The sequence below is a fragment of the Streptomyces sp. NPDC126497 genome, assembly GCF_040302425.1.
In the GTDB taxonomy this organism is placed as follows: Bacteria; Actinomycetota; Actinomycetes; order Streptomycetales; family Streptomycetaceae; genus Streptomyces.
Genome location: NZ_JBEORT010000132.1, coordinates 1 through 16,470 on the forward strand (window position 1 = coordinate 1; position 16,470 = coordinate 16,470).

The 16,470-nt window shown below is 73.7% G+C and carries 18 protein-coding genes, 2 tRNA genes, 1 other RNA gene and 1 pseudogene; 9 read left to right on the forward strand and 13 right to left on the reverse strand.

Annotation, left to right across the window (positions count from 1 at the left end; genetic code table 11):
* Positions 1-107: 107 nt before the first annotated feature.
* From ABTY20_RS32325 to ABTY20_RS32360, 8 genes are all read right to left on the reverse strand, one after another.
* Entirely contained in the window at positions 108-1,010 is a 903-nt protein-coding gene (locus ABTY20_RS32325) for an RNA polymerase sigma factor SigF (RefSeq protein ID WP_352000712.1), read from the reverse strand.
* Positions 1,011-1,257: 247 nt separating this feature from the next.
* Positions 1,258-2,196, reverse strand: a complete 939-nt coding sequence (locus tag ABTY20_RS32330; protein ID WP_352000723.1) for an RNA polymerase sigma factor SigF — start codon at positions 2,194-2,196, stop codon at positions 1,258-1,260.
* 176 nt (positions 2,197-2,372) lie between these two features.
* Complete coding sequence (locus tag ABTY20_RS32335; RefSeq protein ID WP_352000713.1) at positions 2,373-2,666, reverse strand: Dabb family protein; 294 nt, start codon at positions 2,664-2,666, stop codon at positions 2,373-2,375.
* Positions 2,666-2,842 (reverse strand): hypothetical protein, encoded by a 177-nt coding sequence (locus tag ABTY20_RS32340; RefSeq protein WP_352000714.1) that lies wholly within the window; start codon positions 2,840-2,842, stop codon positions 2,666-2,668. Before ABTY20_RS32340 ends, ABTY20_RS32335 begins: the two co-directional genes overlap by 1 nt.
* Before the next feature lie 90 nt (positions 2,843-2,932).
* A tRNA-Ser gene (locus ABTY20_RS32345) sits at positions 2,933-3,017 on the reverse strand.
* 45 nt (positions 3,018-3,062) lie between these two features.
* On the reverse strand, positions 3,063-3,494 hold the full coding sequence (gene tadA / locus ABTY20_RS32350; RefSeq protein WP_352000715.1) for a tRNA adenosine(34) deaminase TadA: 432 nt from the start codon (positions 3,492-3,494) through the stop codon (positions 3,063-3,065).
* Between the two features lie 56 nt (positions 3,495-3,550).
* Positions 3,551-4,090, reverse strand: a complete 540-nt coding sequence (locus tag ABTY20_RS32355) for a tRNA adenosine deaminase-associated protein (protein ID WP_352000724.1) — start codon at positions 4,088-4,090, stop codon at positions 3,551-3,553.
* Between the two features lie 340 nt (positions 4,091-4,430).
* Complete coding sequence (locus tag ABTY20_RS32360; protein ID WP_352000716.1) at positions 4,431-4,634, reverse strand: hypothetical protein; 204 nt, start codon at positions 4,632-4,634, stop codon at positions 4,431-4,433.
* A 138-nt stretch (positions 4,635-4,772) separates the two neighbouring features.
* Here ABTY20_RS32360 and upp point away from each other — a divergent pair, with 138 nt between their 5' ends.
* Positions 4,773-5,408 carry a uracil phosphoribosyltransferase gene (upp, locus tag ABTY20_RS32365; protein ID WP_352000717.1) on the forward strand — a complete coding sequence of 212 codons (636 nt, stop codon included), beginning with the start codon at positions 4,773-4,775 and terminating at the stop codon, positions 5,406-5,408.
* A gap of 20 nt (positions 5,409-5,428) precedes the next feature.
* Here upp and ABTY20_RS32370 read toward each other — a convergent pair whose 3' ends face one another.
* From ABTY20_RS32370 to ABTY20_RS32380, 3 genes are all read right to left on the reverse strand, one after another.
* Positions 5,429-6,040 carry a LytR C-terminal domain-containing protein gene (locus tag ABTY20_RS32370; RefSeq protein WP_352000725.1) on the reverse strand — a complete coding sequence of 204 codons (612 nt, stop codon included), beginning with the start codon at positions 6,038-6,040 and terminating at the stop codon, positions 5,429-5,431.
* Between the two features lie 135 nt (positions 6,041-6,175).
* On the reverse strand, positions 6,176-6,472 hold the full coding sequence (locus ABTY20_RS32375) for a type II toxin-antitoxin system VapB family antitoxin (protein WP_004943146.1): 297 nt from the start codon (positions 6,470-6,472) through the stop codon (positions 6,176-6,178).
* Between the two features lie 357 nt (positions 6,473-6,829).
* A complete protein-coding gene (locus ABTY20_RS32380) occupies positions 6,830-7,552 on the reverse strand; it encodes a siderophore-interacting protein (protein ID WP_352000726.1) in 723 nt (240 codons plus the stop codon).
* 76 nt (positions 7,553-7,628) lie between these two features.
* Here ABTY20_RS32380 and ABTY20_RS32385 point away from each other — a divergent pair, with 76 nt between their 5' ends.
* From ABTY20_RS32385 to ABTY20_RS32410, 6 genes are all read left to right on the forward strand, one after another.
* Positions 7,629-9,836: a penicillin acylase family protein gene (locus ABTY20_RS32385; protein ID WP_352000718.1), complete on the forward strand. Its 2,208-nt coding sequence runs from the start codon at positions 7,629-7,631 to the stop codon at positions 9,834-9,836.
* Positions 9,829-10,440, forward strand: a complete 612-nt coding sequence (locus tag ABTY20_RS32390; protein ID WP_352000719.1) for a GNAT family N-acetyltransferase — start codon at positions 9,829-9,831, stop codon at positions 10,438-10,440. The genes ABTY20_RS32385 and ABTY20_RS32390 overlap by 8 nt, the downstream gene beginning before the upstream one ends.
* Positions 10,437-10,916, forward strand: coding sequence for a cupin domain-containing protein (locus ABTY20_RS32395; RefSeq protein WP_352000720.1), 480 nt, complete (start codon positions 10,437-10,439; stop codon positions 10,914-10,916). Before ABTY20_RS32390 ends, ABTY20_RS32395 begins: the two co-directional genes overlap by 4 nt.
* Positions 10,913-11,686 carry an SDR family NAD(P)-dependent oxidoreductase gene (locus tag ABTY20_RS32400; RefSeq protein WP_352000721.1) on the forward strand — a complete coding sequence of 258 codons (774 nt, stop codon included), beginning with the start codon at positions 10,913-10,915 and terminating at the stop codon, positions 11,684-11,686. The genes ABTY20_RS32395 and ABTY20_RS32400 overlap by 4 nt, the downstream gene beginning before the upstream one ends.
* A 129-nt stretch (positions 11,687-11,815) precedes the next feature.
* Positions 11,816-13,567, forward strand: a complete 1,752-nt coding sequence (locus tag ABTY20_RS32405; protein ID WP_352000727.1) for a copper resistance CopC/CopD family protein — start codon at positions 11,816-11,818, stop codon at positions 13,565-13,567.
* A 125-nt stretch (positions 13,568-13,692) separates the two neighbouring features.
* Positions 13,693-14,262, forward strand: coding sequence for a DM13 domain-containing protein (locus ABTY20_RS32410; RefSeq protein WP_352000728.1), 570 nt, complete (start codon positions 13,693-13,695; stop codon positions 14,260-14,262).
* 18 nt (positions 14,263-14,280) lie between these two features.
* Here the strand turns inward: ABTY20_RS32410 and ABTY20_RS32415 are convergent, their stop codons facing one another.
* Positions 14,281-14,751 carry a maleylpyruvate isomerase mycothiol-dependent enzyme family protein gene (locus tag ABTY20_RS32415; RefSeq protein ID WP_352000722.1) on the reverse strand — a complete coding sequence of 157 codons (471 nt, stop codon included), beginning with the start codon at positions 14,749-14,751 and terminating at the stop codon, positions 14,281-14,283.
* 82 nt (positions 14,752-14,833) lie between these two features.
* Positions 14,834-14,921, reverse strand: a tRNA-Ser gene (locus ABTY20_RS32420).
* Positions 14,922-14,993: 72 nt separating this feature from the next.
* On the opposite strand from ABTY20_RS32420, the gene ffs reads away from it, so the two are divergent.
* Together ffs and ABTY20_RS32430 are read left to right on the forward strand one after the other, a co-directional pair.
* Positions 14,994-15,092, forward strand: an RNA gene (gene ffs, locus ABTY20_RS32425) — signal recognition particle sRNA small type.
* 47 nt (positions 15,093-15,139) lie between these two features.
* Positions 15,140-16,405, forward strand: a pseudogene (locus tag ABTY20_RS32430) (DNA polymerase III subunit gamma and tau); the annotation flags it as partial.
* Positions 16,406-16,470: the final 65 nt, after the last annotated feature.

Consider the following 16,470-nt stretch of genomic DNA (forward strand, 5'->3'; position numbering starts at 1 on the left):
AGTATTTCCCGCCCCGACGCTCTTCCGATCTCCTCGTCGCCGTGGCGGTCGTCGCAGCGGTGGCCTGGCGCGCGCTGAAGTTAGGCGCCCCCGCCCCTTGTCGCGCCTCAGTCCGAGATGAGGCCCTCCCGCAGCTGGGCGAGGGTCCGGGTGAGCAGGCGCGAGACGTGCATCTGGGAGATGCCGACCTCCTCGCCGATCTGCGACTGGGTCATGTTGGCGAAGAAGCGCAGCATGATGATCTGTCGTTCCCGGGGCGGCAGCTTGGCCAGCAGCGGCTTGAGCGACTCCCGGTACTCCACGCCCTCCAGCGCCGTGTCCTCGTAGCCGAGGCGGTCCGCGAGCGAGCCCTCGCCGCCGTCGTCCTCGGGGGCGGGGGAGTCCAGCGAGGACGCCGTGTACGCGTTGCCGACCGCGAGGCCGTCGACGACGTCCTCCTCCGAGACGCCCAGCACGGCGGCGAGTTCGGGGACGGTCGGGGAACGGTCCAGCTTCTGGGAGAGCTCGTCGCCGGCCTTCGTCAGCGCCAGCCGCAGCTCCTGCAGCCGGCGCGGCACCCGCACCGACCACGAGGTGTCGCGGAAGAACCGCTTGATCTCACCGACCACCGTCGGCATCGCGAACGTCGGGAACTCCACGCCCCGCTCGCAGTCGAAGCGGTCGATCGCCTTGATCAGCCCGATGGTGCCGACCTGGACGATGTCCTCCATCGGCTCGTTGCGCGAGCGGAACCGCGCCGCCGCGTACCGCACCAGCGGCAGGTTGAGCTCGATCAGGGTGTCCCGGACGTAGACGCGCTCCGGGCTGTCCTCGTCCAGCGCGGCGAGCCGCAGGAACAGGGAGCGGGACAGGGTGCGGGTGTCGAGGGCCGCCGTGTCCGGGAGCTCCGGAGCGGGCGTGGTCGGGAGGGCCGGGCCCTCGTCGATGGGGCCGAGTGCGTCGAGAGCATGGGGAGCTGTCTCGCTCTCCGCGAGCGTGAGCACCTTCGAGCTGCCCTGTTCTGCGGACATGCCACCCCCTTTGGGTCGCGGGACGGTCGTGGCGGACGCTCCCTGATCGAGGAACGCAGCCATCACCTGGAATACCGGTGCCGAGGCTCCGGCAAACGCGCTTTCCGCAGAATGTCACATGTCGGCAACGCGCTGTAGTGACATGTCGACATCCGAGATGCGAATCGGTCCTGCACACAACGGGTCTGACGGTCTTTCGGAGCGGAAGCGCGCAGAAGGGGACCAGGGGGCGATTCGCTCTTTCCGGTTACGCGTCGATCCTGTTTGCGGATCGCAGCCGCTGGAAGCTGCGCGCCAGCAGACGGGACACGTGCATCTGCGAGACGCCGAGTTCCGCGCTGATCTGCGACTGGGTGAGATTGCTGTAGTAACGCAGCAGCAGGATGCGCTGCTCCCGCTCGGGCAGCTGGACGAGCAGGTGCCGGACCAGGTCGCGGTGCTCGACGCCGTCCAGGGCGGGATCCTCGTACCCCAGCCGGTCCAGCAGTCCGGGCATCCCGTCGCCCTCCTGCGCGGCCTCCAGGGAGGTGGCGTGGTACGACCGTCCGGCCTCGATGCAGGACAGCACCTCCTCCTCGGTGATGCGCAGCCGCTGGGCGATCTCGGCGGTCGACGGGGAGCGCCCGAAGGCGGTCGTCAGGTCCTCGGTCGCGCTGTTGACCTGCACCCACAGCTCGTGCAGCCGGCGCGGCACGTGGACGGTGCGGACGTTGTCGCGGAAGTACCGCTTGATCTCGCCGACCACCGTCGGCATGGCGAACGTCGGGAACTGCACGCCCCGGTCCGGGTCGAAGCGGTCGATGGCGTTGATCAGCCCGATGGTGCCGACCTGGACGACGTCCTCCATCGGCTCGTTGCGGGAGCGGAAGCGGGCGGCGGCGTAGCGCACCAGGGGCAGATTGGCCTCGATGAGCGCGGCGCGCACGCGGGTGTGCTCCGGCGTGCCCGGCTCCAGTTCCTTGAGCTGGCCGAAGAGCAGCTGGGTCAGGGCCCGGGTGTCGGCGCCGCGCCGTCTGGCCGGGCTCATCGGCTGGTCCGCGGCCGTGGAGGGGTCGGTCACGGGCGGTTCGGTCGTGGACGGGCCGGTCGTGGACGGGCCGGGGGAGGGCCCGGCGGGGGCGGGGGCCTGGACCGCGTCGGGGAACACCTCGTCCTGGGGCGGCGCAGTACTGGCCGGCACGGTCAACGCCACCTCTTCATCGCTCACATCGTCGTCAACTCATCCGTCAAAAGCGGTCATAGCATCACAAGACTGACTCACCGTGCGCAAGTACCGCATATTCCGTGTTGGCCGCCGGAGGCGGGCGTGCGGCACGACGAAACCCCCCGCCGCGACGGCGGGGGGCCCGGGAGGACGGAGGGTCAGAACTCGTAGTCGGCGATCACCCACGTGGCGAACTCGCGCCACAGCCCGACACCCGCCTGGTGCGCCGGGTGCTCCACGTACCGGCGCAGCGCGTCCGCGTCCTCGAAGGCGGAGTTGATGGCGAAGTCGTAGGCGATGGGGCGGTCGCTGATGTTCCAGGCGCACTCCCAGAAGCGGATCTCCGGGATCCTGCCGTCCAGCGAGCGGAAGGCCTCCTCGCCCGCCACGACCCTCGGGTCGTCGCGCTCCACGCCCTCGTTCAGCCGGAAGAGCACCAGGTGGCGGATCATCACTTTCCTCCGTCCGCGATCCAGGTCATGAAGTCGCCGACGGCCTTCGCGGCGTCCGAGATGCCCTCGAAGCCTATCTGGACGTAGTCGGCGGCCTTCTCGGGATCCGTGATGATCAGGTACATCACGAAGACCACCAGGACGTAGACGGCGATCCTCTTCGCGTTCACCGCCATCGCGGCCCCCCTGTCACCGGTGTCACACGTGCATCGAGCGGGCCCATGATCGCACGAAGGGCCCCGTCTGACGACGGGGCCCTTCACCGGCGGTAGCGGAGGGATTTGAACCCTCGGTGACTTGCGCCACACTCGCTTTCGAGGCGAGCTCCTTCGGCCGCTCGGACACGCTACCGAGGGAGACCTTACAGCACGGCGGGGCGTGGTCCGAAATCGGTATTCAGCGGTTCCGGAAGAACTCCGTGAGCGGACGGGCGCACTCCTCGGCGAGCACCCCCTGGATCACTTCGGGCCGGTGGTTGAGCCGCCGGTCGCGGACGAGGTCCCACAGCGAGCCGACCGCGCCCGCCTTCTCGTCCCGGGCGCCGTAGACCACCCGGTCGACCCGCGCCTGCTGGATCGCCCCCGCGCACATCGTGCACGGCTCCAGCGTCACCACCAGCGTGCAGCCGGACAGCCGCCACTCCCCGAGCTCCGCGGCGGCCCGCCGGACGGCGAGGACCTCCGCGTGGGCCGTGGGGTCGCCGACGGCCTCGCGCTCGTTGTGGGCGGCGGCCAGCACGGTGACGCCGTCCGGGGCCAGGACGACGGCGCCGACGGGGACGTCCCCGCCCCGGACGGCCCGCCCGGCCTCGTCCAGGGCGAGACGCATCGCGGGCCGCCAGGGGTCGCGTACCGGGTCCGGCGGTCCCGGTGCGGTCCGCGCGGTCAGCGGACGGTCTCCAGGACCTCCGAGGCGCCCAGGGCCTCGGCGATCTCGGTGACGGCGTCCTCGGTCATCGAGCGCAGCTCCTTCTCGCTCACGCCCAGGTCGTCCAGGACCCGCGCGTCGCCGACCGGTCCGTGCGGCACGGCGTCGCCGGCGTCGGCGGGCGCGGCGACGGCGACGGCGTCCTCGTCGTCCGGCTCACCGTCCTCCGTGCCGTCGAGGTCCAGGACGTCCAGGCCGGCGCCGTCGTCCCCGGGCTCGCGGCCCAGCAGCTCGTCGGTGAGCAGGATCTCGCCGTAGCTGCTGCGGGCGGCCGCGGCGGCGTCGGAGACGTAGATCCGGGGATCCTCCTCGCCGTCCACCCGGACGACGCCGAACCAGCCGTTCTCCTGCTCGATCAGCACGAGCACCGTGTCCTCGTCGGGAGAGGCCTCCCGGGCCAGGTCGGCCAGATCGGACAGGGTTTCCACATCGTCGAGCTCCGTGTCGCTCGCTTCCCACCCGTCTTCGGTGCGCGCGAGCAGTGCGGCGAAGTACACCGTGACTCTCCCACTGGTCATAGGCGTGCCGGTTGGAGGTCCCCCCGGCGGAGGTGTCGCGGGCGGGGAGGCGGTGCTCGGGGTCCCACCCACTCGGAATCGTGGCAGAAACAAGGCCGTCAGGGGACGTCTTCGGCTGCCTGTGTCCGGCATTTTGATCGCAGTGTGCCGAGTGTGCCCCGGAGGGCTCACCGGCGCACTCCCTGCCGCCACGTGCGGATCGTACGCGGAGGTGACGCGCCTTCCCCGCACGGGCACTTCGGCAAACGTGTACACGGCGCGGGATCTTCCCGCACCGGGCGGGATTCTTCGCGGCCGGGCGGGGCCCCTCCGGCCCCGCCTACCAGCGGAAGGTACGCATCCGCATCGCGTGGCGCAGCCGGGCGGCCTTGGCGCGGCGCGGCTGGACCCGGTCGCGCAGTGCCCGGGCCTCGGCGAGTTCGCGCAGGAACCGGGCGCGGCGCCGTCGTCGCTCGGCCTCCGTCTCCGCCGGATCGGGCCTCCCGCGCGGTGACGGATCGTCTCGGTCGTCCTGCTCACACATCGGTTCACCACCCCAGTCCGTCCCTCCCACCTTCCCCCGGACGGACGGTTTGACGCCAGAGGAGGAGCGGGGGGCGCCCGGAAGGGCCTGCCCCGTGCGGGGACGCCGGGCCGACCGGGCCCGGTTAATGTTGACGCCATGCGTCTCCACGTCGTCGACCACCCCCTGGTCGCCCACAAGCTCACCACGCTGCGCGACCAGCGCACCGACTCCGCGACCTTCCGCCGTCTCGCCGACGAGCTGGTCACCCTGCTCGCCTACGAGGCCACGCGCGACGTACGCACCGAACAGGTCGACATCCAGACGCCGGTCGAGCGGACCACGGGCGTCAAGCTCTCCCACCCGCGCCCGCTGGTGGTGCCGATCCTGCGGGCCGGTCTCGGCATGCTGGACGGCATGGTCCGGCTGCTGCCGACCGCCGAGGTGGGCTTCCTCGGCATGATCCGCAACGAGGAGACGCTGCAGGCCTCGACGTACGCCACCCGGATGCCGGAGGACCTCTCCGGGCGCCAGGTCTACGTCCTGGACCCGATGCTCGCCACCGGCGGCACGCTGGTCGCGGCGATCCAGGAGCTGATCGGACGCGGTGCGGACGACGTGACCGCGGTGGTGCTGCTGGCCGCGCCCGAGGGCGTCGAGGTCATGGAGCGCGAGCTGGCCGGCACGCCGGTGACCGTCGTGACCGCCTCGGTCGACGAGCGGCTCAACGAGCACGGCTACATCGTGCCGGGCCTCGGCGACGCGGGGGACCGGATGTACGGGTCGGCGGAGTAGGCCCCCGCGTCCCGGCGGTCTCAGCAGCTCTTCTTCGAGGCGGGCGTCGTCTCGGGCTCGGCCAGTGCGGTCAGGGTCCGGTCGGCGTCCGCCTTCCCGGTCAGCGCCTTGAAGCCGTCGCCGATGATCAGGTCGACCTCGCCGCCCTTGCGGGCGGGGTCGGTACGGCGTTCGGCGTCGGCGAGCTGGGCGCCGAGCACCGGCAGCGAGGTGTCGAGGGCGGCGGCGGGTCCGAGGAGCACACCGATGCCCTTGACCTTCTTGTCGTACTCCTCGGTCGCGTTGCCGACCTTGCCGATCGCGAAGCCGCGCTTCTTCAGCTCCTCGGCGGTCTTCTTGGCGAGTCCACCGCGGGTCGTGGCGTTGAGGACGTTGACCGTGATCGTCGCGGGCTCGGGCAGCGCCTTCGGCGCGGCCGTGCGGCTCGCCGGCTCGGCGCAGGCCGCCTTGGTGCCGTTCGCGGAAGCGGAGTCGCCGCCACCGGTGAACACGTCGATGAGCTGGAGCGTGCCCCAGCCGCCCATGCCGAGCACGGCCGCGGAGGCGACGGTCAGGACGACGAGCCTGCCGCGCCGCCGGGGGCGGCGCATCCGCGGGTACTTGTCCCCCGTGATCCGGTACTGGCCGCCCATGCCGGGTGGAGTGAGCATGCTCATGAGCGCAGCGTAGTGCTCCCGGGCGACAATGCCTACCGGATGATCATCCGACTGCGTGCGGTCCGACCCGAAAGGGCCACGCCGGCCGCGCGGGAGGGCGGCGGGCGGACGTCAGTCCAGTTCGAGGACGCGGGCGTGCAGCACCTGGCGCTGCTGGAGCGCGGCCCGCACCGCGCGGTGCAGCCCGTCCTCCAGGTACAGGTCGCCCTGCCACTTCACGACGTGCGCGAAGAGGTCGCCGTAGAAGGTCGAGTCCTCGGCGAGGAGGGTCTCGAGGTCGAGCTGCTGCTTGGTCGTCACGAGCTGATCGAGGCGGACCGGGCGCGGCGCGACGTCCGCCCACTGCCGGGTGCTTTCCCGGCCGTGGTCGGGGTACGGCCGGCCGTTTCCGATGCGCTTGAAGATCACACGGAAAGCCTACCGGTCAACGCGTTCCGGGCGCAGCCATGGCGACGCAGTGCGACGCGGGAAAAGGCGCCCGAATCCGGGAGGAAACGGGATGGTGTTCTGATGTGACCGGTCAGGGGGCCGGGGCGCCGGCCACCGATTCCGGGGCGCCCCGCCGCCCCTCCGTCCGTCCCGGGGGAGGCCTCCGGCCCGCTTCCCGGGGTCCTGCGCGGCCCTCACCTCCCGCGTACGCGCCCGGGATCCCGCCGACGGTTCCGGGCCCTCGCCGTCGGCGGCGTCCCGCCGGGGCGCTCCCGTGCGCGGACGGTCCGGGGGCCGGGACCGGAAGAGGCGGCCGCGGCGGCCGCGCGTCCCGGCTCAGTCGGCGCGCCAGTACCCCAGCGCGTGCACCCGCCGCTTCGGCACACCCAGTTCCTTGCGCACGAACGCGGACAGCGCCCGGGTGGTCGCGGTGTCGCAGGCGATCCACACGTACGGGTCGGGGGTGGACCGCAGCAGTCCGGGCAGGTCGGCCCGGACCCGCTCGAGCAGCGCCGCCCCGGCCCCCGCCCGGGGCACCTCACGCACCTCGGTCCGGCCGGGGCCGGCCCGGAAGGGCAACCCGTCGAGGGCACCCTCGAACCAGACGGTCGCCGGGGTCGCGGGCAGCGCGCCGAGCAGCGAGTTGATGGCCGGCAGCGAGGCGGGATCACCGATCGCGACGAGGTGGGACGGCGCGGGGTCCGGCTCCTCGAAGCCCGTGCCCTGCACGGTCGCCCCGATGGTGTCGCCGGGCTTCGCCGCCCTGGCCCAGTCGCTGGCGCACCCCTCGTGCAGCGCGAACTCCAGGTCGAAGGTGCCGGTCGCCGGGTCGGGGTCGACCAGGGTGTAGGCCCGCTGGTGCGGCCTGCCCGCGTTGTCGAACCACAGCCGCACCCACATCGTCGGGTGGACCCCGGCCGCCGCCAGCATCCCGCCGTCGGTGAAGCGCACCCGGCGGTAGTCGGCGGTGACGTCCCGGGCGCCGGTCACGGTGAAGGTGAAGTCCTTGGCGCGCAACAGTTTGAGGACCGCGCCCTCCCAGCCCCGCCCCTGCCCCATCGCGTCCTCACCCTTCGCGTACGATTTCGCCACGGTTTACTTAGGGGAGCCTAACCTAATGGGAGATGAGGGTACAGTGGGCGGAGAGATCTTCCGGGATCCCTGGGGCATCCCCCACCTGCGCGCGCAGAGCGCGAACGGGCTCGCGTACGCCCAGGGCAGGGTCACCGCCCTCGACCGGGCCTGGCAGCTCGAGGTCGAACGGCACCGGGCGCAGGGCACCTCGGCCTCCTTCCTCGGCCCCGAGGCCCTCCCCTGGGACCTCTTCGTCCGCCGCGCCCGCCTGGCCGACACGGCCCGCCGCTGCTGGACCGGACTGCGGCGGACGGACCCGGGGACGGCTGAGTGGGTACGGGCGTACGTGGCGGGCGTGAACGAGGGCCTGGCGCGGGCCGGGGGGACGGCCCCCGCCCCCGAGTTCGCCCGCGTGGGACTCCGTCCCGGCCGCTGGGAGCCCTGGACCCCGCTCGCGGTCTGGCTCTCCACCCACATCCTGTTCGCCGGCTTCCCCGCCAAGCTCTGGCGCGAGCACATCACCGCCCACCTCGGCGCGGACGCCGTCGGCCTGTTCGCCTCCGACGGTCCCGGCACCTCCGGCAGCAACGGCTGGCTGGTCACCGGGGAGCGCACGGTCACCGGGCACGCGGTCATCGCCGGGGACCCGCACCGCTTCATCGAGGACCCCGGCGTCTACCAGCAGATCCGCCTGGCCTGCCCGGAGTTCGACGTCGTCGGCCTCGCCGTGCCCGGCGTCCCCGGCATCGCCCACTTCGGCCACACCGGCACGGTCGCCTGGGCCATCACCAACGCCATGGCCGACTACCAGGACCTCTACCGCGAACGGCTGCGCCGCACCGGCGCCGGCGTGGAGGCGCTCGGACCGGACGGCAGGTGGCACCGGGCCGCCCGGCACACCGAGACCGTCGAGGTGGCGGGCGGGGAGCCGGTCGAGGTCGAGGTCGTCGAGACCGACCGGGGCCCCGTCGTCATCGGCGGCCCCGAGGGCCTCGACGACGGGGTGCCCGAACCCGGCGAACCCCCGCTCGCGATCGCCCTGCGCCACCCGCCCCGCGTCACCGGCGACCTCGGTTTCGGCGCGCTGCTGCCGCTGCTGCGGGCCCGCCGGGCCGCCGACGTGGACCGGGCCGTCGACCTGTGGGCCGAGCCGGTCAACGTGGTCATGGCCGCCGACACCGAGGGCGGCACCCTGCACCGGGTGGCCGGCCGGGTCCCGGTCCGCTCCGAGGCCGGCCGGATCCGCCCGGTGCCGGCGTGGGAGCCCGGGCACGAGTGGCGGGGCTGGCACGAACCGCCGCGCGCCGGACTGACCGACGGCGTCGCGGTGATGGCGAACCAGCGCGGCCCGGCGGCCCCGCTGGGCGTCGAGTTCGCCCCGCCGCACCGCGCCGACCGCATCACCGCACTGCTGGCGCGGCGGGCCCGCTGGTCCGCCGCCGACATGTCCGCCCTCCACATGGACACCCACCTCGCCTCCGCCGCCCCGCTGCTGGACCTCCTCGCCGCGCTCGACGGCCCGGGCGGCCCCGGCGCCGCGGGCGACGGGGCGGACGTGAGCGCCTCCGCCGCCGGGTCCGGCGTCCCGGACCCCGGTGGCCCCGCCGCCGCCCCGGGCCTGCCGCCCCTCGGCGCCCCCGCCGCCGCCCTGCGCGACCGCCTCCTGCGCTGGAACCGCCGGATGGACGCGGACAGCACCGACGCGGCCCTCTTCGCGGCGGTGCGGAGCGCCGTCGTACGGCGGCTGGCGGCGCACCCCGCCTTCGCCGCGGCGGCCACGCCGCCGCCGTACCCGGAGGTCTTCCGCCCCTGGCTGGCCCTCGCCCCCCGCATCGGCCACGCCCTCGAACACCTCCTGTCCGCCGGCGACCTGTTCGGCGTCGACCGCCCGGCGGTGGTCCGCGCGGCCCTGGAGGAGGTGGCCGCCCGGCCGCCCGCCGGCACCTGGGGCGACACCCACCGCCTGGCCCCCTGGCGGGCCCTGCCGCCGACCGCGCCGTACGACGAACCCGGCCTCTCCGGCGACCACGACTGCGTGCTGTGCACCTCCCCCGTGCCGGGCCTCACCGACCTCGCCGCGCGCGGCCCCGCAGCCCGCTACGTCTGGGACCTCGCCGACCGGCAGGACAGCCGCTGGGTGGTGCCGCTGGGCGCCTCCGGCGTGCCCGGCTCGCCCCACCACCGCGACCAGCAGGCCCTGTGGCTCGCCGGAGACCTGGCCCCGGTCCTCACCGACTGGGCGCAGCTGACGAAGGAGACCGATGTCTGACCCGTACGCCTCCCGCACCGCCGTCCACGAGCAGACGGTCGACGGCTTCGGCACCGTCCGCGTGCTGCCGCTGGACCCGGCCGCCGACGCCCCCCTCCTGCACCGCTGGGTGAGCGAGGAACGCGCCGTCTTCTGGGGCATGAACGGCCTCACCGTCCAGCGGGTCGCCGAGGTCTACGCCCACATGGACACCCTCGACACCCACCACGCGTACCTCCTCGTCAAGGACGGCGAACCCGCCGCGCTGCTCCAGACGTACGAACCGGAGGCCGACCGCGTCGGCGACTGCTACCCCGTCGAACCCGGCGACATCGGCGTCCACCTGCTGCTCGCCCCCGCCACCGGCACCGGCGGTCCGCGCCCCGGCTGGACGGCCGCCCTGGTGGGCGTCATCGCCGCGTACGTCCTGCTGGGCCTGGACCGGCGGCGCGTGGTCGTCGACCCGGACGTGGCCAACGAGAAGGCCGTCGCCCGCTTCCTCCGGCAGGGCTTCACCGCCGGCCCCGAGGTCGTCCTGCCGGAGGTCGACCTCCCGGACGTGTACCTGCCGGAGAAGAAGGCGCAACTCGCCTTCCTCACCCGCGAGGTAGCCTTCGGCAGGTGACCCCCGACGACCTCGTCGCCCACTACGGACTGGAACCGATCCCCCGCGAGGGCGGCCGGTTCCGGCGGACCTGGGCCGGTCCCGAACGCCCCGACGGCCGGCCCGAGGGCACCGCGATCGTCGCCCTGCTCACCGACGCCCCCGGCGACTTCTCCGCCCTGCACCGGCTGCCCGCCGACGAGGTCTGGCACTTCCACCTCGGCGACCCGCTCCAGCTGCTCCTCCTCGCCCCCGACGGCACCTCCCGCACCCCCGTGCTCGGCCCGGACGTCCTCGGCGGCCAGCACGTCCAGCTGGTCGTCCCCGCCGGCACCTGGACGGGCGCGCGGGTGGCGGCGGGCGGCGCCTGGACGCTGTTCGGCTGCACGATGGCGCCCGGCTTCACCTACGAGGGCTACGAGCACGGCGAGGCGGCGGAACTGACGGCGCGCCACCCCGACCGGGCGGCGCTCATCGCGGAACTCTGCCGCCCATGAGCCACGGGGGTCTGCTCGCCGGCCAGGTCGCCCTGATCACGGGCGCGGGCGGCGGCGTCGGGCGGGGCATCGCGCGGCGGTTCGCCGAGGAGGGCGCGGCCGTCGCACTGCACTGCCGTACGGCGACGGAGTCCGCGCGGGAGACCGCCGACCGCATCCGGGAGGCGGGCGGCACGGCCGTCGTCCTCCAGGCCGACCTCACCGACGAGGACGCCTGCCGCAGCGTGGTGGCCCGGGCGGCCGAACGGTTCGGCGGCCGGCTGACCGCGCTCGTCAACAACGCCGGAGTCCAGCCGTCGCGGGAACTCGCCGGGATGACGTCGGCCGAGTGGCGGGAGGTCGTGGACACCAACCTCACCAGCGTCTTCGCCTGCACCCAGGCGGCGGCACGGTTCATGCGCGGCCAGGACGGCGGCGGCTCCGTCACCCACATCGCCTCGGTCGAGGCCCGCAGCCCCGCCCCGGCGCACGCCCACTACTCCGCCTCCAAGGCGGCGGTGGTGGCGCACGCCCGCGCGGCGGCCCAGGAGTACGGCCCGTGGGGCGTCCGCGTCAACACCGTCTCGCCCGGCCTGATCGACCGGGAGGGCCTGGCGGAGGAGTGGCCGGAGGGCGTACGGCGCTGGCGGCGGGCGTCCGCCGTGGGCCGGATCGGCCGCCCGGAGGACATCGGCGACGCCTGCGTGTTCCTGGCCTCCCCGCTCGCGTCCTGGGTGACCGGCCACGACCTGGTGGTGGACGGAGGGGCCTCGGCCCGGCCCTCCTGGTGAACCGGTGAGCAGACCGCGCCCGCCGTCCGTACGTAACCCGTAGCCGGACGGCCGGGAGGCGGGTAGGACGTGGAACGACGCGGGAGCGGGGCGACGGGCGGCCGCGGACCCCGGCGGCTTCGGGGGCCGGTGCTGCTGGGCGCGGTGCTGGTCCTGCTCCTCCTCGGCGGCGCGGCCCCGGCGAGCGCCCACGCCGCCCTCCGCGGCAGCGACCCCGAGGACGGGAGCGTCGTCGAGGCCGCGCCCCGGCACCTCACCCTGACCTTCACGGAGTCCGTCGGCCTGCTCGACGACTCCTTCCGGATCTACGGCCCCGACAACCGCCGCGTCCACCCGGGCGAGCCGCAGCGCGCGGACGGCGCCTCCGACACCGCCCGCACGGACCTGCCCGGCGGCCTCGCCGACGGCACGTACACGGTGGCCTGGCGGGTGGTCTCCGCCGACAGCCACCCGGTCTCCGGCGCCTTCACCTTCTCCATCGGCGAGCCCTCGCCCACCCCGCCCGAGGCCCCCGCGGACCACGCCGAGCACCCGGTCACCACGAGCCTCTACGACACCGGCCGCTACCTCGCGTACATCGCCGCCGCGCTGCTCGTCGGCACGGCGGCCTTCGCGGCGCTGTGCCGCCCGCCGGACCCCGCCCCGCTGCGGGCGCCGCTGCTCACCGGCTGGTGGACCCTGCTGACGGCCACGACCGCCCTGCTCGTCCTGCGCGCCCCCTACGAGAACGGCGCCTCCCCCGCGACCGCCCTCGACCCGTCCGCGTTCCCCGGCACCCTCACCGGCCGTCCGGGCCTCGCCCTGCTGGCACGCCTCGCCCTGCTCCTGGCGGCGGCGCTCCTCGCCCCGCTCGTCCGGCGCCGCACCCCCCGCACCCGCCTGGCGGCCGGCACGGCACTCGCCGTCGCCCTGGCCCTGACCTGGGCGGCGGCCGAACACGCCTCCGCCGGGATCCAGGTCCCGCTCGCCATGACGTCGTCCGTGCTCCACCTGCTGGCGACGGCGTGCTGGCTCGGCGGCCTGACCGCCCTCCTCCTCACCCTGCACCGCGCGGCGACCCCGCCGCCGGTCACCACGGTCACGCGCTTCTCCCGGCTGGCCTCCGTCTCGGTGACCGTCCTCGTCGTCACCGGCGTCTACCAGTCCTGGCGCGGCCTCGGCTCCTGGTCCGCCCTCACGGGGACGCCGTACGGCCGGACCCTGACCGTCAAGCTCGCCGCGGCGCTCTTCCTGCTGCCGGCGGCGGCCTTCTCCCGCCGCTGGACGGCCCTGCTGGCGCGACCGGCGGCGGCCGAGGAGCGCGTACCGGAACCGGTGGGGGCGCCCGGGCCCCCTCCGGAGCCCGAGCCGGGGCCAAAGACCCCGCAGGCGGACGGACCGGACGACCGCCGGCGCCGCGCCCTGCGCCGCTCCGTGCTGGCCGAGGCCCTCGTGGCGGTGGTCGTCCTGCTGGTCACCACGGTGCTGACCGGCACCCTCCCCGCCCGCGCGCAGGCCGAGGCGGCCAGGACCCCCGAGCCGCAGGTGGCCGGTCTGCCCGGGGCGGAGGCGTTCACGATCCCCTACGACGCCGGCACCCCCGACGGCCGGGGCACGGTCCAGCTCACGATGGACCCGGGCCGGGTCGGCGAGAACGGCCTCCAGGCGGTGGTCCTCGGACCCCGGGGCGCCCTGACCTCCGTCCCCGAACTCCGCGTCTCCTTCACCCTCCGGGAGAAGGACGTCGGCCCCATCGACGCCGGGCTGACCGACCGCGGCGGCTACTGGGCCACCAACGACCTCACCCTCCCCCTCGAGGGCACCTGGACGATGAGACTGACGGTCCGGGTCTCCGAGGTGGACCAGGTGAGCGAGGTGCGGCAGGTGGAGATCACCCGCTGAACCCGTGTCATGTCGCCAACGGGGTCCGGGACGTGAGGATTTCGTCATCCGTGACGCTGTTCCGGACGGCCGGTCCGCCCTGTTGGATGGGGGTCGAGACAGATGACTCCCAGGAGGCGGGCGACGTGGGGCGGGTGCGGAACGCGCTTTTCAGGCCGTGGACGGCAGGAGTGCTGGTGGTGGCGGTCGCCGTGGCCGGTTTCGGACTGTACTGGTTCCAGCCGTGGAAGCTGTGGCAGGACGAGACGGTGCAGGAGGCGCTGCCCGAGGCCGCGGCGACCGTCCCGACGCCGTCCGCCGGGGCACCCTCCGGGGCGGCGACCGCCCCGCCTCCGGCCGGACCGACGACGCTGGCGAGCGGCCGGCTGATCAGCCACGAGCACGCGACGTCCGGCACGGTGAAGTTCGTACGGCTGGCCGACGGCAGCCACGTGGTGCGTCTGGAGGGGCTCGACACCAGCAACGGCCCCGACCTGCGCGTGTGGCTGACCGACGCACCGGTGAAGGAGGGACGGGCCGGCTGGCACGTCTTCGACGACGGCCGGTACGTCAGCCTCGGCAGGCTCAAGGGCAACAAGGGCAGCCAGAACTACGCCGTGCCCGAGGACGTCGACCCGTCCCACTACACCAGCGTCAGCATCTGGTGCGACCGCTTCGACGTCTCCTTCGGCGCGGCGGAACTCATCCGCGCCTGAGGACGTCACGGCGGCGTGTCACACCGTGCCGCAGCGGCCGCGGAGGAGTTCCACGCCGTCGCCCTCGAGGTCGTCGCAGTACGCCGCGCGCCCCGTCATCGCCATCACCAGGGCCAGGGTGCGGCCGGACGCGAGGGGCCCGGAACCGGTCGTGAACGGGCCGTCGTCCGCCACGAGCCGCGGCCCGCCGATGCGTCCCCCGGCGAGGACCACGAGGTCCGGGCCCCGGTAGTACCCGGCCGCCCGGGTGACGACGTCGACCGGATGGTCGCGGCGAATGCCCAGCGGGCGCCGGATGTCCTCTCCGTGCCCGATCGTCTCGCCCGGCAGGGCGAGGGCGGGCAGGGGAGGCCTGGTCGTGCTCGGGACGACGCTCCGGAAGCGTCGGAGGGTCTCGTCCGGGGTCGCGCCGAGCCGCTCGGCCGGCCGCACGGCCACCTGCTTGTCGAAGGCGGACCGGCAGCGGACCACCCCCGCCGGCCGGCGCACTGCGTTGAGGCTCGCGCCCGGGACAACGTCGAAGGGCCCCCTGTTTCCAGGGGGCCCTTCGACATCGTGCCCGGTGAGGCACTGGCGGAGGATACGAGATTCGAACTCGTGAGGGGTTGCCCCCAACACGCTTTCCAAGCGTGCGCCCTAGGCCTCTAGGCGAATCCTCCGGTGGGAACATTACATGACCGAAGGGAGTGCTCGCGAACTCGTTCCTGGCCGGGAACATGAGGTAGCCTCTGCGTAGCCCCTCACGCGGCGCTATCTGACTGAACTCCCCCAGGGCCGGAAGGCAGCAAGGGTAGGTCGGCTCTGGCGGGTGCGTGGGGGGCGCTTGCGTCTTCGGCGTCCGGCCCGGTTGTCGGTGGGCGCCTATAACCTCGTAGGCGTGTCGTCTCTCGCGCTGTACCGCCGTTATCGCCCGGAGTCGTTCGCCGAGGTCATCGGGCAGGAGCATGTCACCGACCCGTTGCAGCAGGCGCTGCGGAACAACCGGGTCAATCACGCGTACCTGTTCAGCGGTCCGCGCGGCTGTGGCAAGACGACCAGCGCGCGGATCCTGGCGCGGTGCCTGAACTGCGAGAAGGGCCCGACCCCGACGCCGTGCGGGGAGTGCCAGTCCTGCCGGGACCTCGCGCGCAACGGGCCGGGGTCGATCGACGTCATCGAGATCGACGCCGCTTCCCACGGTGGCGTGGACGACGCCCGTGACCTGCGCGAGAAGGCCTTCTTCGGGCCGGCGGGCAGCCGGTACAAGATCTACATCATCGACGAGGCCCACATGGTCACCACGCAGGGCTTCAACGCCCTGCTCAAGGTGGTCGAGGAGCCCCCGGAGCACCTGAAGTTCATCTTCGCGACCACCGAGCCCGAGAAGGTCATCGGGACCATCCGGTCGCGTACGCACCACTACCCGTTCCGGCTGGTGCCGCCCGGCACCCTGCGGGACTACCTCGGCGAGGTGTGCGGCAAGGAGGACATCCCCGTCGAGGAGGGCGTGCTGCCGCTGGTGGTGCGGGCCGGTGCGGGGTCCGTGCGTGACTCGATGTCGGTCATGGACCAGCTCCTCGCCAGCGCGGGCGAGGACGGCGTGACGTACGCCATGGCCACCTCCCTGCTGGGATACACGGAGGGCTCGCTGCTCGACTCCGTCGTCGAGGCCTTCGCGACCGGGGACGGCGCCGCCGCCTTCGAGGTCGTCGACCGGGTGATCGAGGGCGGCAACGATCCGCGCCGGTTCGTCGCGGACCTGCTGGAGCGGTTGCGGGACCTCGTCATCCTCGCCGCCGTTCCCGACGCCGCCGAGAAGGGGCTCATCGACGCCCCCGTCGACGTCATCGAGCGGATGCAGGCCCAGGCCGGGACCTTCGGGGCCGCCGAGCTGAGCCGCGCCGCCGACCTGGTCAACGAGGGGCTCACCGAGATGCGCGGCGCCAACTCGCCGCGCCTCCAGCTCGAACTGATCTGCGCGCGCGTGCTGCTGCCCGCCGCGTACGGCGACGAGCGCTCGGTCATGGCCCGGCTGGACCGGATCGAGCGCGGGGTGAACTTCTCCGCGGGCGGCGCCGGCGCCGGTGTGCCCGCCATGGCGTACGTCCCCGGGCCGGAGGCCCACGGGGGAGTGCCGGGGCAGGGCTCCGTCGAGCCGGGAGGCGTCTAAAGCGGTAACTACCACCTCATTTAACGAATTGTCAGCTTGTACCAATTTAAAATTAACAC

Excerpts from the sequence above, each read along its gene's own strand:
- ABTY20_RS32335 (WP_352000713.1), bottom strand. The coding sequence starts at position 2,666 with ATGATCCGCCACCTGGTGCTCTTCCGGCTGAACGAGGGCGTGGAGCGC.
- ABTY20_RS32340 (WP_352000714.1), bottom strand. The coding sequence starts at position 2,842 with ATGGCGGTGAACGCGAAGAGGATCGCCGTCTACGTCCTGGTGGTCTTC.
- tadA (WP_352000715.1), bottom strand. The coding sequence starts at position 3,494 with ATGCGTCTCGCCCTGGACGAGGCCGGGCGGGCCGTCCGGGGCGGGGAC.
- ABTY20_RS32370 (WP_352000725.1), bottom strand. The coding sequence starts at position 6,040 with ATGGGCGGCCAGTACCGGATCACGGGGGACAAGTACCCGCGGATGCGC.
- upp (WP_352000717.1), top strand. The coding sequence starts at position 4,773 with ATGCGTCTCCACGTCGTCGACCACCCCCTGGTCGCCCACAAGCTCACC.
- ABTY20_RS32380 (WP_352000726.1), bottom strand. The coding sequence starts at position 7,552 with ATGGGGCAGGGGCGGGGCTGGGAGGGCGCGGTCCTCAAACTGTTGCGC.
- ABTY20_RS32390 (WP_352000719.1), top strand. The coding sequence starts at position 9,829 with ATGTCTGACCCGTACGCCTCCCGCACCGCCGTCCACGAGCAGACGGTC.
- ABTY20_RS32360 (WP_352000716.1), bottom strand. The coding sequence starts at position 4,634 with ATGTGTGAGCAGGACGACCGAGACGATCCGTCACCGCGCGGGAGGCCC.
- ABTY20_RS32400 (WP_352000721.1), top strand. The coding sequence starts at position 10,913 with ATGAGCCACGGGGGTCTGCTCGCCGGCCAGGTCGCCCTGATCACGGGC.
- ABTY20_RS32325 (WP_352000712.1), bottom strand. The coding sequence starts at position 1,010 with ATGTCCGCAGAACAGGGCAGCTCGAAGGTGCTCACGCTCGCGGAGAGC.